Source organism: Pigmentiphaga litoralis (assembly GCF_013408655.1).
In the GTDB taxonomy this organism is placed as follows: Bacteria; Pseudomonadota; Gammaproteobacteria; order Burkholderiales; family Burkholderiaceae_B; genus Pigmentiphaga; species Pigmentiphaga litoralis_A.
Genome location: NZ_JACCBP010000001.1, coordinates 2,305,189 through 2,319,660, shown reverse-complemented (window position 1 = coordinate 2,319,660; position 14,472 = coordinate 2,305,189). Strand labels below are relative to the sequence as shown.

12 protein-coding genes are annotated in these 14,472 nt (G+C 64.5%); 9 read left to right on the top strand and 3 right to left on the bottom strand.

Annotation, left to right across the window (positions count from 1 at the left end; translation table 11 throughout):
• Nucleotides 1-150 precede the first annotated feature (150 nt).
• The 4 genes from sucC (at nt 151) to HD883_RS10335 (ending at nt 3,925) form a co-directional block, all read left to right on the top strand.
• A complete protein-coding gene (gene sucC, locus HD883_RS10350) occupies nt 151-1,311 on the top strand; it encodes an ADP-forming succinate--CoA ligase subunit beta (RefSeq protein WP_179585820.1) in 1,161 nt (386 codons plus the stop codon).
• Between the two features lie 31 nt (nt 1,312-1,342).
• Nucleotides 1,343-2,224, top strand: a complete 882-nt coding sequence (sucD, locus tag HD883_RS10345) for a succinate--CoA ligase subunit alpha (RefSeq protein WP_179585822.1) — start codon at nt 1,343-1,345, stop codon at nt 2,222-2,224.
• A 52-nt stretch (nt 2,225-2,276) separates the two neighbouring features.
• A complete protein-coding gene (locus HD883_RS10340; protein ID WP_179585824.1) occupies nt 2,277-2,990 on the top strand; it encodes a TerC family protein in 714 nt (237 codons plus the stop codon).
• A 206-nt stretch (nt 2,991-3,196) separates the two neighbouring features.
• Nucleotides 3,197-3,925 carry a TerC family protein gene (locus HD883_RS10335; protein ID WP_179585826.1) on the top strand — a complete coding sequence of 243 codons (729 nt, stop codon included), beginning with the start codon at nt 3,197-3,199 and terminating at the stop codon, nt 3,923-3,925.
• A gap of 330 nt (nt 3,926-4,255) precedes the next feature.
• On the opposite strand, the gene ppc is transcribed toward HD883_RS10335, so the two are convergent.
• The gene (gene ppc / locus HD883_RS10330) at nt 4,256-7,168 is read right to left on the bottom strand and encodes a phosphoenolpyruvate carboxylase (RefSeq protein ID WP_179585827.1); all 2,913 of its coding nucleotides are present in this window, start codon (nt 7,166-7,168) and stop codon (nt 4,256-4,258) included.
• A gap of 195 nt (nt 7,169-7,363) precedes the next feature.
• On the opposite strand from ppc, the gene hemC reads away from it, so the two are divergent.
• The 5 genes from hemC (at nt 7,364) to ppa (ending at nt 12,255) form a co-directional block, all read left to right on the top strand.
• Entirely contained in the window at nt 7,364-8,335 is a 972-nt protein-coding gene (gene hemC, locus HD883_RS10325; RefSeq protein ID WP_257022127.1) for a hydroxymethylbilane synthase, read from the top strand.
• The gene (locus HD883_RS10320) at nt 8,310-9,179 is read left to right on the top strand and encodes a uroporphyrinogen-III synthase (protein WP_257022126.1); all 870 of its coding nucleotides are present in this window, start codon (nt 8,310-8,312) and stop codon (nt 9,177-9,179) included. Before hemC ends, HD883_RS10320 begins: the two co-directional genes overlap by 26 nt.
• Nucleotides 9,176-10,330 (top strand): uroporphyrinogen-III C-methyltransferase, encoded by a 1,155-nt coding sequence (locus tag HD883_RS10315; protein ID WP_179585829.1) that lies wholly within the window; start codon nt 9,176-9,178, stop codon nt 10,328-10,330. The genes HD883_RS10320 and HD883_RS10315 overlap by 4 nt, the downstream gene beginning before the upstream one ends.
• 3 nt (nt 10,331-10,333) lie before the next feature.
• Nucleotides 10,334-11,626, top strand: coding sequence for a heme biosynthesis HemY N-terminal domain-containing protein (locus HD883_RS10310; RefSeq protein ID WP_179585831.1), 1,293 nt, complete (start codon nt 10,334-10,336; stop codon nt 11,624-11,626).
• Nucleotides 11,627-11,715: 89 nt separating this feature from the next.
• Complete coding sequence (gene ppa, locus HD883_RS10305; RefSeq protein WP_179585832.1) at nt 11,716-12,255, top strand: inorganic diphosphatase; 540 nt, start codon at nt 11,716-11,718, stop codon at nt 12,253-12,255.
• 177 nt (nt 12,256-12,432) lie between these two features.
• Here the strand turns inward: ppa and HD883_RS10300 are convergent, their stop codons facing one another.
• The gene (locus tag HD883_RS10300) at nt 12,433-12,969 is read right to left on the bottom strand and encodes a hypothetical protein (RefSeq protein ID WP_179585834.1); all 537 of its coding nucleotides are present in this window, start codon (nt 12,967-12,969) and stop codon (nt 12,433-12,435) included.
• A gap of 193 nt (nt 12,970-13,162) precedes the next feature.
• Entirely contained in the window at nt 13,163-14,446 is a 1,284-nt protein-coding gene (locus HD883_RS10295; RefSeq protein ID WP_179585836.1) for a serine hydrolase domain-containing protein, read from the bottom strand.
• Between the last annotated feature and the right edge of the window lie 26 nt (nt 14,447-14,472).

The window sequence follows — 14,472 nt, the reverse complement described above, 5'->3', positions numbered from 1 at the left end:
ATGTCGTTCCGGCCACGCCTGACCGGCGAGTCATTCCATGCTTTACCTAGTACCTGCATCGGGCATCCGCGCGTGCGCAGTCGGCACGACGCTCTGTCCGTCATCCTTTCAACCGATCATTCAACGTCTCCCTGACAGCGAAGGCTCCGCATGAAAATCCACGAGTATCAGGGCAAAGAGCTTCTGAAGAAATTTGGCGTCACCGTTCCGCGCGGCATCCCCGTGTTCACGGTCGACGAAGCCGTCACCGCGGCCGAAAAACTGGGTGGCCCCGTGTGGGTCGTGAAGGCCCAGATTCACGCCGGTGGGCGTGGCAAGGGCGGTGGCGTCAAGCTCGCGCGCTCCCTTGACGAAGTGCGCAAGATCTCCGGCGAGATCATGGGCATGCAACTGGTCACGCACCAGACCGGTCCTGCAGGTCAGAAGGTCAAGCGCCTGATGATCGAAGAAGGCGCCGACATCAAGCAGGAACTGTATGTCAGCGTCGTGACCGACCGCGCTTCGCAGCGCGTCTGCGTCATGGCCTCCAGCGAAGGCGGCATGGACATCGAAGAAGTGGCCCACGCCACTCCCGAGAAGATCCTGAAAGTCTTCGTCGACCCCGCAACCGGCCTGACCGATGCCGACGCAGCCAAGCTGGCTCGCGACATCGGCGTGCCGGAAGGCTCGATCGACAAGGCTGTCGTCCAGTTCAAGGGTCTGTACACCACCTACGTGGAAACCGACGCCGACCTGGCCGAAATCAACCCGCTGATCGTGACCGGCAGTGGCGACGTGATCGCCCTGGACGCCAAGTTCAACTTCGATTCGAACTCGCTGTTCCGTCATCCGGAAATCGTGGCCTACCGCGACCTGGACGAAGAAGACCCAGCTGAAGTCGAAGCCAGCAAGTTCGACCTCGCCTACATCCAGCTCGATGGCAACATCGGCTGCCTGGTGAACGGCGCCGGTCTGGCCATGGCCACGATGGACACCATCAAGCTGTTCGGCGGCGAGCCGGCCAACTTCCTGGACGTGGGCGGTGGCGCCACGGCCGAGAAAGTGACCGAAGCGTTCAAGATCATGCTCAAGAACCCGGAACTGAAGGCCATTCTGGTCAACATCTTCGGCGGCATCATGCGCTGCGACGTCATTGCCGAAGGCGTGATCGCCGCGTGCAAGGCCGTGAGCCTGAGCGTGCCGCTGGTGGTTCGCATGAAGGGCACCAACGAGGAACTCGGCAAGAAGATGCTGGCCGATTCCGGTCTGCCCATCATCAGCGCCGACACGATGGCCGAAGCGGCCACCGCTGTCGTAGCCGCCGCCAAGTAACCGCCGCGCTCTTAGGACACAAGGACTTTTCATGTCGATTCTGATCAACAAAGATACCAAGGTCATCACGCAAGGGATTACCGGCAAGACCGGTCAATTCCACACGCGTATGTGCCGCGAATACGCCAACGGACGCAACGCGTTCGTGGCGGGCGTGAACCCCAAGAAAGCCGGCGAAGACTTCGAAGGCATTCCGATTTTCGCCAACGCCACCGAAGCGAAGGCCGCCACTGGCGCCAACGTGTCGGTGATCTACGTGCCGCCGGCAGGCGCAGCCGCCGCGATCTGGGAAGCCGTCGAGGCCGATCTGGATCTGGTCATCTGCATCACCGAAGGCATCCCGGTGCGTGACATGCTGGAAGTGCGCAATCGCATGCGCGCCGAAAACAAGCGCACGCTGCTGCTCGGACCCAACTGCCCGGGCCTGATCACGCCGGACGAAATCAAGATCGGCATCATGCCGGGTCACATCCACCGCAAGGGCCGCATCGGCATCGTCAGCCGCTCCGGCACCCTGACGTACGAAGCGGTTGCGCAGGTTACCGAACTGGGTCTGGGTCAATCCAGCGCCGTCGGTATCGGTGGCGACCCGATCAACGGCCTGAAGCACATCGACATCCTCAAGATGTTCAATGACGATCCAGATACCGACGCCGTCATCATGATCGGCGAAATCGGTGGTCCGGATGAAGTCAACGCCGCGGAATGGGCGAAGGACAACATGAAGAAGCCGGTGGTTGGCTTCATCGCGGGTGTCACGGCGCCTGCCGGCAAGCGCATGGGTCACGCCGGTGCGCTGATCTCGGGCGGTGCCGACACGGCCCAGGCAAAACTGGAAATCATGGAAGCGTGCGGCATCAAGACGACCAAGAACCCGTCTGAAATGGCCAAGCTTCTCAAGTCCGTCATGTAATAAGCGGGCGATGGTGCGCGCAAACCGCGCACCATCGAAGAGGAGATAAGAAGTGGAATTCGGATCGACAGCGTTTTTTCTGGCATTGCTCCAGATCGTTTGGGTAAACATCCTGTTGTCGGGGGACAACGCGGTGGTTATCGCTTTGGCGGCGCGTTCGCTGCCTGAGCATCAACAGAAGAAAGCCATTGTCATTGGCTCGGCGGCAGCGATCGTCATGCGGATCGTGTTGACGCTGGTGGCTGCGCAGTTGTTGCAGTTGCCTTGGTTGAAGCTTATCGGCTCCATCCTGCTGTTGTACGTGGGTATCACTTTGCTGGTGCCTGAAAACGAGGACGACAGCGGTCACGCGGTCAAGGGCACGATGCTCGCTGCCATTCGAACCATTCTTATCGCTGACCTGGTCATGAGCCTGGACAACGTGATTGCGGTGGCTGCCGCAGCGATGGGCAATACGACATTGCTGATCGCGGGTCTGGCCATCAGCATTCCGTTGGTGATTTTCGGCAGCACGCTGCTGCTCAAGGTGATCGAGCGTTTCCCGCTCATCGTCTGGGCAGGCGCGGCACTGCTGGGTTTCATCGCTGGCGAACTGTTCGTCAACGACCCGGCCCTGTACCACACGTATACCGATTCGATCGAAGCCACCATCGGCGTGAGCCATCATGGTGCGGAAATCGCGTGCGGCATTATCGGTGCGGTGATTGTCCTTGCCATCGGCAAGTACATGAAATCGCGCCACGAGAAGGGCGCCGTCACGGCGTAATTCTCGGGTTTTTCTCTTTATGTAAAAGCCTGATGTGACACCTTGCCGGCCTGATGCAGAATATCGGGCCGGCATTTCTTTTTCCCATCAGCCTTGTCGTGAGCGTGCGGGCGCAAACAACAGGGGCGGGACGAAGAGGCATCGGGTCGTCCGTCCACACCATAAATGGGGTCCAACCCCACTTACCACCTGCTAGGGGATCGCACGTGCTTGAGTTCTTCCAGACGCTCAATTGGAGCTCCGTCTTTCAAATTATCCTTATCGACATTCTGCTCGGTGGGGACAACGCGGTCGTGATCGCGTTGGCTTGTCGCAACCTCCCCCAGAAGACCCGCATGCAGGGCATTCTCTGGGGTACCGCCGGCGCCATCATCCTGCGCGTGATCCTGATCGCGTTCGCGGTGACGATGCTGGGTATTCCGTTCCTGAAGGTCGTGGGCGGTCTGCTGCTGTTCTGGATCGGCATCAAGCTGTTGATTCCTGAAGATGATGCGCACAACGTTGAAGGCGGCTCGACCCTGATGTCGGCCATCAAGACGATCATCATCGCCGACTTCGTGATGAGCCTGGACAACGTCATCGCCATTGCTGCCGCCGCGCAGCGTGCCGACGAAGCCCATCAGCTGGGTCTGGTGATCTTCGGTCTGCTGGTCAGCGTGCCGATCATCGTCTGGGGCAGCACGATCGTCCTGAAGCTGATCGACCGTTTCCCGGTCGTCATCATCCTGGGCGGCGCACTGCTGGGCTGGATTGCCGGCGGCATGCTGGTCACCGACGTCGCGACCGAGCGTTACCTGATCGCGCCGACGGCCTTGGCCAACTACCGTACGGAACTGACCTACGCCGCCGAAATCCTGGGCGCGTTGATCGTTGTTGTCGTGGGCCTGGCGATTGCCAAGCGCAAGAAGACGACGACCACGCCGCACGCGGTCTAAGCAAGCGAAGCAGTCACCCTCTCCTGCCAGGAGAGGGTGCCGGATCGACGACACGCCCCGCCCTGCGGGGCGTTGTCGTTGGTGCGTCGGCTATCATTCGGCTGCGGCAGGCTGGTCTGCCGGATCAAGGGTTCGTCATGAAAAAGCTTCAAACGGGTATGTCTCTGATGCAGATGCTGCTGCTGATCGGCGTGGTCGGCGCGGTCGTCGCCGTGGCCGCGCACTACCTGCGGTGACACCCGGCGTGCCGGCCTGACCGGGCGGCGGCCATGAAAAAAGGAGCCCGAAGGCTCCTTTTTCTTTGTCGACGACGTGGCGTGGACCCTGGTGTCACCCTGTATTGCGCAGCCCGGCCGCAATCCCGTTGATGGTCAGATGAATGCCGCGCTGGGTCCGTTCATCGGGCGCAGCCACGTCCTTGGCTTTGCCAGCCTTGCCCGATTTGCCTCCTGCCGACTTCTTGCTGGCCTTGCCGGCGGCGTCGCGCTGGGCGCTTCGATAGCGGCGGATCAGTTCGATCTGCAGGTGATTCAGCGGGTCGATGTACGCGATCCGGTCGCGCAGCGATCGCGCCAGCGACGGATTGTCGGCCAGCAATTGCCGCTGCCCGGTGATCAGCTTGAGCGCCGCGATCGTGCGTTCCAGCTCGTCGCGCATCGCGCCAAAGATACGGTTGCGCAGGGCCCGGTCCTCGACCAGCAGCGCATACCGTGACGCAATGGCCAGGTCGGTCTTGGCCAGCACCATTTCCATGTTCGACAGCAGCGTCTTGAAGAAGGGCCAGCGCTGCGACATGTCGCGCAGGTGGCGCAGGCGATCGCTGCGCTTGCCTTCCGCGCCCGAGTCGGGGCCACCCCGCAGGTAGGCCTCGATGGCGGATCCCACGCCGTACCAGCCCGGCAGCAGCAAGCGGCATTGGCCCCACGAGAAGCCCCAGGGAATGGCGCGCAGGTCTTCGATGCGGCCGGTGGATTTGCGGGCCGCCGGGCGGGATCCGATGTTCAGCTCCGAGATTTCCGACAGCGGTGTGGCGGCAAAGAAATAGTCCGCGAACCCGGGGGTCTCGTAGACCAGCGCGCGGTAGGTGCGCATGGCCGTGTCCGACAGGAACTGCATGGTCGGGCCGAATTCCGCAAACAGCTTGTCTTCGGCCTGCTTGGCCTCGGCCGGGTCCACCAGGCTGGCCTCGAGCGTGGCCGCCGTCAGCAATTCCAGGTGCCAGCGGCCGATGTCGGCGTCCTTGTACTTGCTCTGGATGACCTCGCCCTGTTCCGTCAGGCGGATCTGGCCAGCCACGGTACCGGGCGGCTGGGCCAGGATGGCGTCGAAGCTGGAACCACCGCCCCGGCCCACCGTGCCGCCGCGGCCATGGAACAGGCGCAGGCGCACCTTGCGCTGGCTGAACACATCCACCAGCGCACGTTCGGCTTCGTACAGCGACCAGTTGGACGTCAGGAAGCCGCCGTCCTTGTTGCTGTCCGAATAGCCCAGCATGACTTCCTGCACGCCGTACTGCGCGTGCTTGACCCGGGCGCGCACTTCCGGAAGGTCCAGATAGCGCGACATGATGCCGGGGCCATTGACCAGGTCGGGAATGGTCTCGAACAGCGGCACCACGATCAGGCCTTCACCGACATCGGGCGGCCGCTTGCCGGTGGGGTCGGCGCCGGGGGCGATCAGGCCGGTTTCTTTCTGCAGCACCAGCACTTCCAGCAGATCGCTGACGGTCTCGGTATGCGACACGATGGCATGCTGCAGGGCCTGGGGACCGTAGTCGGCACGTGCCTTGGCCGCCGCGCGGAAAATGTTCAGTTCCCGCTGCGTTTCTTCGCTGTAGGCCATCCACGGGGACCCCAGCGGGCGGGCCTGCGTCAGCTCGTCGCGCAGCAGGGCGACACGTTCATCTTCGGTCAGTGCGGCGTAATCGCCTTGCACGCCAGCCCGCGCAAACAGCTCGGCCAGGGTGCGTTCATGCACATCCGAACTCTGCCGCAGGTCAATCGTGGCCAAGTGGAAGCCGAACACCGACACGGCCTGGCGCAGCGCGGCGAGGCGCAGGCGGGCGATCGGGGCGGCATGGTGCTCGACCAGGGAATCGGCGATCACGGTCAGGTCGGCCGCCAGTTCATCGGGGCTGCCATAGGGTTCGGCCGGCGGCGCGGCGCGGCGGGCCAGGTCGCGGCCCGTCAGCTTCTTGCCGGTTGCGCCGATGCGGGCATAGATGCCGACCAGGGCGCGCCGGTAGGGCTCGTCGGCACGATGGCTCGACGTGTCGCCGCTGGACTCGGCCAGTTCCAGCAGGGCTTCGGATGCGGGTGTCAGCAGCGTCGTCATCGACAGTTCGGCGCCCAGCGCGTGGGTCTCGTCCAGATAGAACTCGACGGCCGTGGCGGTCTGGCGCAGCAACGCCAGTTGCAGCGTGTTGGCGTCCACATTCGGATTGCCGTCGCGGTCCCCGCCGATCCAGCTGCCCATGGTCAGGAAGGGCGTCATGGGCGGGGGCAGGGGAGCAAACGGGTCGGTCGCCTCGCGGCCCAGCAGGCGCGACAGGTGCGCATAGATCTGCGGGATCACCGTCAGGAAGGTGCTGCGGTAGAACGACAGCGCGTTCTCGATCTCGTCGGCCACCGTCAGCTTGGTATAGCGCAGCATGCGGGTCTGCCACAGCGTGTCGATCCGGCCGAGCAACTCCAGTGACTTCTCGTAGGCCTCGTCAGGCGTGTGGGGCGCGTCGCGATCCTGCAGCAGACGCGCGATCTCGCGGTGCACATCCAGCGTGCTTTTGCGCTGCACTTCGGTCGGGTGCGCGGTCAATACCGGCGACATGACCGCCGTGTGCAAGGCCTGGCGGATCTTGGCGGGCGTCACGCCGCGCGACTTGAGTCCGGCCACCGCATCGCGCAGCGTGCCCCGCGTGGGCGTATCGTTTTCCAGCCACTGCGCGCGCCGCTGCCGGTTCTGGTCGCGGTCTTCGGCAATATTGGCCAAGTGCAGGAAGTAGCTGAAGGCGCGCACCACGGAATTCGTGTCATCCGGCGACAGTTGCTTGAGCCGCTTTTCGAGCGCTTTCCCATCACCTTCGTCGCCATCGCGGCGGAATTTAACGGCGTTGCGGCGGACGGTCTCGATCGTATCGAAGACATGTTCGCCTTCGCTGGCGCGAATCACGTCGCCGAGCAGGCGGCCGAGCAGGCGAATATCGTTGCGGAAAGGAAGGTCGGGGGCGGCGCTGGCAGTCGTCATCAGGTCTTGGCTTCTGGTTGTGGTTGGAAGGCGTTGACAGGAAAGCGGGTGCGGCTCGAAATGGGCAAGGGACTCCTTGGGGGATGCACGGACTAAGCTTACCGCGCCTGGCCTACGGCGATCGGGAAAGCGGCGTGGCAACGATGTCTCTTATAATCATCGACCCCCGCCTTCACGCTTCCAAGAGAATCCACATTGACCCACGACCGTTTGATCATCGCGACGCGCGAAAGCCGCCTGGCCCTCTGGCAGGCGGAACATGTGCAGGCGAAACTGCGGGCCCTGTATCCGCAGATGTCGGTCGAGCTGTTAGGCATGACGACGCGCGGCGACCAGATTCTGGATCGCACGTTGTCCAAGGTGGGCGGCAAGGGCCTGTTCGTCAAGGAACTTGAAAATGCGCTGATGGACGGCCGCGCCGACCTGGCAGTGCATTCGCTCAAGGACGTGCCGGTCGACATGGCCGACGGGTTTCGCCTCAGCACGATCCTGTCGCGGGAAGACCCCCGCGATGCGCTGGTATCCAACACCTACCCCAACCTGGCCGCGATGCCCCCGGGCGCGGTGGTCGGCACGTCCAGCCTGCGCCGCGAATCACAGATCCGTGCGCGATTCCCGCACCTGAATGTGCAGCCCTTGCGCGGCAACCTGGACACACGGCTGGCCAAGCTGGATCGCGGCAACTACGACGCAATCGTGCTGGCGGCCGCGGGGCTGAGCCGGCTCGGCCTGGGCGCGCGTATCCGCTGCCTGCTGGAACCGGAAGACAGCCTGCCGTCGGCCGGGCAGGGCGCGCTGGGCATCGAAATCCGTGCCGATCGCAGTGATCTGCAGGCGTTGTTTGCACCGCTGTCCGACACGGCCGCCACGGCCGAAGCCATTGCCGAACGCGCCGTGTCGCGGGCGCTGGGCGGATCCTGCCAGGTGCCGCTGGCGGCGTTTGCCCAGGCGGATCTGGATGGCGGTCTGTCCTTGCGCGCCTTGGTGGCCCTGCCCGATGGATCCAGGGTGATCCGCGTGGCGCGCGCGGGCCGCATGGACGACGCCGAAGCCTTGGGCCAGGCGGTGGCGGACGAACTGCTGGCCGGTGGCGCCGCCGAGATCCTGGCCGTGCTGAACGCGCCGGATGCGCCGGACCCCCATGCCCCGGACCCCCATGGCGAGTGACGGGCGGCAGGCCGCCGCGGCGCAGCCTGTGGTTCTGACCCGTCCGGCCGGCCAGAACGCCGCGTTGGCGGCCCGCTTGCGCGCCGCCGGCCGTGACGTGCTGGAACTTCCGTCCTTGCAACTGACCCCGTTGCCTGGCCCGGCACCTGACCCTGCCGCGTTCGACCTGGTGGTGTTCGTCAGCGGCAACGCGGTCCGCTTCTATCTGGACACGCGCCAGGATGCCTATGGGGCATGGCTGCCCTGGCCGGTGAACGTCCCGGCGGCCACGGTCGGCCCGTCCAGCAGTGCGGCGCTGCGGGCCCATCCGGCGTTTGGCGATGCGCCTTCTGTCATCCAGCCTTCTTCCGACGCGGCCACGTTCGACTCCGAATCCCTGTGGACCGAACTGGCTGCGCTTGCGCCGATGCCGTCGACAGCGTTGATCGTGCGCGGCGGGAGCGGACCGGAAGGCCGGGGCAGGGACTGGCTGGCGGCCCGGCTGCGCGAAGCGGGCGTTGCCGTCACGATCCACAGCGCCTATCGGCGGGAGCCCGCGCCGTGGTCCGACGACGCCATGGCGACGCTTCAGGCCTGGGCCGCCGCAGGCCGCTCCGCGGTCATATTGGTCACCAGCAAGGAAGGCGCCGATGCCCTGCAAGCCGCTGCGCAGGCCGCCGGCCTGCTCGATTGGTACGCCGGATGTCGCCTGATTGCAACGCATCCGCGCATTGCTGCTCACGTGGCGATCGCCCTGCCCAGCAACGGTTCAGTCCCCCGTGGCCTCGGCGCTGGAGAACCCTTGTTACAAATATCATCGCCACGCGATGATGACATCTTTGCCGCGATAGAATCGACGCCATGACTGCACCCGAGAATGACATTCGCCCGCCGACCGCCGCCGCGCCTGAATCGCGCCCGGCGTCCGACCGACCTGCCGGCCGCGCGCCAAAGCGCCGTGGCCAGCCATTTCCGTGGGTCACTACCGGCCTGGTATTCGCGCTGATCGTCATCCTGGTGCTGGCCGCCGCGCTGTGGCGCCAGCAGCGTCTGGTCGAAGCCATCGGCCGCGAATCGGCCACCCGCTATTCGCAGATCGACGCCACCGCGCGCGACGCCCAGGCGCGTGCCCGCCAGTCGCTGTCCACCAGCCAGGGCAATGCCGACAAGCTGGCTGTGCTTGAATCCAAGATTCTGGAATCGCAAAGCCAGCAGGCCGCGCTGGAACAGCTCTATCAGGAACTGTCGCGCGGCGAAGATGAATGGACCCTGATCGAAGTCGAGCAGGCCCTGTCGATCGCTTCGCAGCAGTTGCAGCTGGCTGGCAACGTCCCGAACTCGATCGCCGCCCTGCAGGTGGCCGATGCCCGCCTGGCCCGCGCCGACCGTCCCCAGTTCACGCCGGTGCGCCGCGCCATTGCGCAAGACCTGGAACGCCTGCGTGCCTTGCCGTCGGTGGACGTGTCGGGCCTGGTCGTCAAGATCGACCAGCTGGTCACCCTGTTCGACAAGATCCCGCTCCTGGCCAGCGTGGAACCGGCCCGCCGCCGCGGGAACACGCAAGCGCCCGTCGACACGACGCCCGCCGTTGCCCCGGTGGACGATGGCCGCTGGTGGAATGATTGGCTGGCGTGGTGGCCGTCGCTGCGCGATGGCTTCCTGAACGACACGCGCGATCTGATTCGTATCCAGCGCGTGGACCGGCCGGATGCCTTGCTGGTGTCGCCGGAACAAGGCGCGCTGCTGCGTGAAAACCTGAAGCTGCGCCTGCTCAATGCCCGTCAGGCCCTGTTGTCGCGCCAGGAACATGCGTGGGACGCCGACCTGGCCGCCATCTCGGCCGCGATCCCGGTGTACTTCGACGTCGAAGCGCCTGCCACCCGCAGCGCCCAGGCCTTGCTGACGCAGGTCAAGGACACCGAAATCACGATCCAGCTTCCCGGCATCAATGACAGCCTGGCCGCCGTGCGGTCGGTCCTGCCTCGCAGCGCGGTGCCCGCCGCACGCCAGAGGTAAGTCATGCGCTCCTGGATCTGGACTCTGCTTTTATTGGTCGCCGCGGTCGGCCTGGCGGTAGGCGTGCGCTACCACTCGGGCAACGTCGCGCTGCTGCTGCCGCCGTATCGTGTGGAACTGTCGGCCAGCCTGGCCGCCTTGCTGCTGCTGATCACCTTCATTGCCCTGCACGTTGCGCTGCGCACCGTGGCATGGACACTGGGCCTGCCGACGCGGGTGCGGGAATGGCGCGAACGCCGTGCGCTGGCGCAGCAGCAGCAACTGCTGGAACGCGGCTGGATCGGTCTGCTGGAAGGCCGCTACGCGCGGGCCGAAGCCGACATGGGCAACGTGGCCGACCAGACCGACGTCGCGTCACGCAAGGTGCTGGCCTTGCTGTCGGCAGCACGCGCCGCACACGCCATGCAGGAATACGTGCGCCGCGATGCGCTGCTGGTGCGCGCACGCGATGCCGCCGCGGCCGACCCCGCACTCAAGCCTGCCACCATGATCGTGGAAGCGGACATGCTGCTTGACCAGCACCGTCCGGCCGATGCCCTGGCGCTGCTGTCCCAGCTGCACGAAAACGGTCCGCGCCACATGCATTCGCTGCGGCTCGAGCTGCGCGCGCATCGCGACCTTGGCCACTGGGCCGACGTGCTCAAGCTGGCGCGCACGCTGTCCAAGCGCAACGCCCTGCATCCGGCGGCCAGCGCGCGCATGATCGCCACCGCCGCGGCAGGCTTGCTGACCTCGTCCGATATCGTCACGCGCCGCGCCATCTGGAAAGACCTGAAGGCCGACGAACGCACCTTGCCTGAAGTGGCCCTGGCGGCTGCCGCCGTGTTCGATGCCGATGGCGAAGAAGCCCGCACCCGCAAGGTGCTGGAAGACGCCATCGAAACCGACTTTGCGCCCGCCTTGCTGCAGGCCTACGCCCGATGCGGCGGCGACGAAATCCGGCCTCGTCTCGAAACAGCCGAACGCTGGCTCCAGAGCCGCCCGAACGATCCCGACCTGCTGCAGGCGCTGGGTTCGCTGTGCCTGTGCGGCCGCCTGTGGGGCCCGGCGCAGCGTTACCTGGAACGCAGCCTGGCCGCGCGCAGCGATCCCCGTACCCATGCCCTGCTGGCCAGCCTGTTCGACCGCACCAATCGCGGGTCGGATGCCGTGCGCCACTGGCGCCTGGCGACCGAGGCAGTGGTAGGCTTGCCGGTGCTCAAGGCGGCGGCCGACACGATGCTGTTCGATCCGGTTGCGGCGCCCCAGTTCGAAAGCGAGGAACCCGTTGCGCCCGATCGCGCCGCGGGGCTTTGATCGCCCGTTCCTGATTTCCGATTTGCGATTTCCGTTTTCCCTCTTTCTTTCCAGTTTTCTTCTTTTACCTCTCACTCTCGCAGGCTGTTATGAACCTCGATCGCGTCGGTCCCGGCGACAATGCACCGGATGAAGTCAATGTGATTATCGAGATCCCGATGAACGCGGATCCGATCAAGTACGAAATCGACAAGGCCACCGGCGCCTTGTATGTCGACCGTTTCATGATGACGGCGATGCACTATCCCTGCAATTACGGCTACGTGCCCAACACCCTGTCGGACGATGGCGATCCGGTCGACGTGCTGGTCATCACGCCGCATCCCGTGACCGTCGGCGCCGTCGTGCGCTGCCGCGTCATCGGCGTGCTGCAGATGGACGACGAAGCCGGCGGCGACGCCAAGCTCCTGGCCGTGCCGATCGACAAGGTCCTGCCGATCTATCGTCACTGGCAAAAGCCGGAAGACCTGCAACCCGAACACCTGATGCGCATCCAGCACTTCTTCGAGCACTACAAGGATCTGGAGAAGGGCAAGTGGGTCAAGGTCAAGGGCTGGGAAGGCCCGGAAGCCGCCAAGGCCGAAATCACCAGCGGCATCGCAGCCTTCAAGAAGGCCAAGGGCGGCTGATTCTGACAGCGTCGCCTGGCGGGTTGTTGACCGCCTGTACGGCGACTTGTAAGATGAACACGCAGGACAAGACGTTCCAGGAGCGAGTGAAACATGGACGTGCTGCCCTAAGGGGTTCCGCAGACAGCGGAGGCAACAGAAGCTCGCAGACCTGGGTTCCCAGGTCGGAAACAGGCGCTACGGCGCCTTTTTCTTTGGCCGCGGCCTTTTGCCCGGGGCGTCGAATACACCGCTGATCTGCCCCGCCAATGATCCAAACCGCCAGGACTCCTTGGGCTTTCGACTCAAAGGCTTCAGGTAGGCGCTTTGAACGCGCATATGCAATTGAGCTGGCGCCTTTGCGGTTAGCTTGAAAAACACCGAGTACGTTTCAACGCCCTGGTTGACGGGGATAAGGGCCACATAGGTGTAATTGTCCTGTTCGGCTCGATAAACCGTCCGGCGTGGCAAACCGTTTAGCAGTGAAGGCAGTTGCAGCGAGCATTGATAGCGCAAGATGTTGAAGGCTCGCGTTTCGCCACGATGCGTATACCGATGATGATCACGATGCCGTTCGGGATCGAACGCCTCGGTAAAGCAATGGCAGCTGTACTGCACTTGAAGAGAGACCTTTAGGGTGTTGGCCACATCCAGGGCGATCCTGATCGAGGTTGGCTCAAGATGGTCCAGCAGGTACGTCGTGCCGTTGAAATGTTTGTGTGGGAAGTAGGCCAAGACGCACTCACGTTGAATCTGCGAGTGCCAGAGTCGCTGCAATGCCAGGCCAGCGCAAGCCGCGTCGGGACCAAATTGTCCTGGTAAAAGCGCATCATTCCTGCCGCTGCTTGCGTGCCCTTGGTCCAGGACATTGGCGTTACACCGGCCTGCAACCAGGCCGGGTTGCGAACAGCAGCAGGGGCCTCGCCGTTCAGCGCACGGCCTTCACCACCGCGTCAAAGAAGTCGATGTTGTTGACCACGCCTGCGCCGGTGGGTTTGGACTGCGCGCCCCAGGTCACGATCACGACTTTTTCCTTCTGGTTGATGTAGATGTTCTGCCCGAAGATGCCGGTCGCGTAGAAGGCCTTGTCGAGCGCAGACTGGCCGGTGGTGGGCACCCACCACATGTAGCCGTAGAAGGGCAGGGGCGTGCCGCCGGCCAGGGTCTTGGGGCTGCCGGCTTCGGCCACCCAGGTCGGGGGTACGACCTGCACGCCCTGCGCGCGGCCGTCGTTCATGATGAACAGGCCGAAGCGGCCGTAGTCACGCAAGGTGGCGCTGATGCCGCTGCCGCCGATCTCGACGCCATCGGGCGAATCGAGCCACCAGTTGGCTTCCGCTTCCATGCCGACCTTGGTCCAGATCTTTTCCGACAGGTATTGCGCCAGCGGCTTCTTGACGGCGCCGCGGAGCAGCTCGCCCGCAATCTGGGTTTCGCCGGTGCTGTAGTTGTTGACGGTGCCGGGGGCGGCCGCGCGGGGCAGCTTGGCCATCAGGTCCAGCGCCGATCCGGGCTTCTGGCTGATTTGCGCTTCGAGCAGGGCGCGCCGGTCGGACGCCGGGTTGGTATAGGTCTCGTCCCACTTCACGCCCGACGCCATCATCAGCACATCGCGGACCGTCACGCCGTCGTAGGCGCTGCCGGCCAGGCGGGGCACATATTTGACGACCTGATCGTTCAGGCTCGCGATCAATCCGTCCTGGATGGCCGCGCCGATCAGCGTCGACGTGATCGACTTGGCGACCGACATCGACATCCATCGGGTCTTCTCGGTGTTGCCGTACAGATAGGCTTCGTGCGCGATTTCGCCGTTCTTCAGCACCAGCAGGCCCGATACGCGATTCAGGGCCAGGTAGTCGACCAGGTCGTAGGCTTTGCCGCCGGACGTGAACTGGACGGCCGTCAGCGGTCTGGCCGCCTTGGGCATGGCCAGCGGCGTGGACGATGGCGTGATGGACCGGGTAGGGAACAGCCGGTCGATGTTGCGGAAGGTGTTGACCGACAAGTCGGGCGTCAACGCGCCGTCGTACACCTGCCGCACGGTGCCGATGGGTTCCTGCGCATGCGGGTAGGCGGCAGTCGGTGCGGGCGTGGCGTTGTCGTCATCGCCTCCGCCACAGGCTGCCAGGGCAGTCAGGGCGGCAAGGGAAAGGGCGCGCAACACGGTGCGCGGGCGCACGCACGAAGGCGCTTGAACGGTGGGGTAATGCATGGTTGTCTCCTCGACCTGGTGTGACG

Coding starts and splice junctions, on each gene's coding strand:
- HD883_RS10320 (WP_257022126.1), top strand. CDS start 8,310: ATGCCCCGGACCCCCATGGCGAGTGACGGGCGGCAGGCCGCCGCGGCG.
- ppc (WP_179585827.1), bottom strand. CDS start 7,168: ATGACGACTGCCAGCGCCGCCCCCGACCTTCCTTTCCGCAACGATATT.
- ppa (WP_179585832.1), top strand. CDS start 11,716: ATGAACCTCGATCGCGTCGGTCCCGGCGACAATGCACCGGATGAAGTC.
- HD883_RS10310 (WP_179585831.1), top strand. CDS start 10,334: ATGCGCTCCTGGATCTGGACTCTGCTTTTATTGGTCGCCGCGGTCGGC.
- sucC (WP_179585820.1), top strand. CDS start 151: ATGAAAATCCACGAGTATCAGGGCAAAGAGCTTCTGAAGAAATTTGGC.
- HD883_RS10315 (WP_179585829.1), top strand. CDS start 9,176: ATGACTGCACCCGAGAATGACATTCGCCCGCCGACCGCCGCCGCGCCT.
- HD883_RS10295 (WP_179585836.1), bottom strand. CDS start 14,446: ATGCATTACCCCACCGTTCAAGCGCCTTCGTGCGTGCGCCCGCGCACC.
- sucD (WP_179585822.1), top strand. CDS start 1,343: ATGTCGATTCTGATCAACAAAGATACCAAGGTCATCACGCAAGGGATT.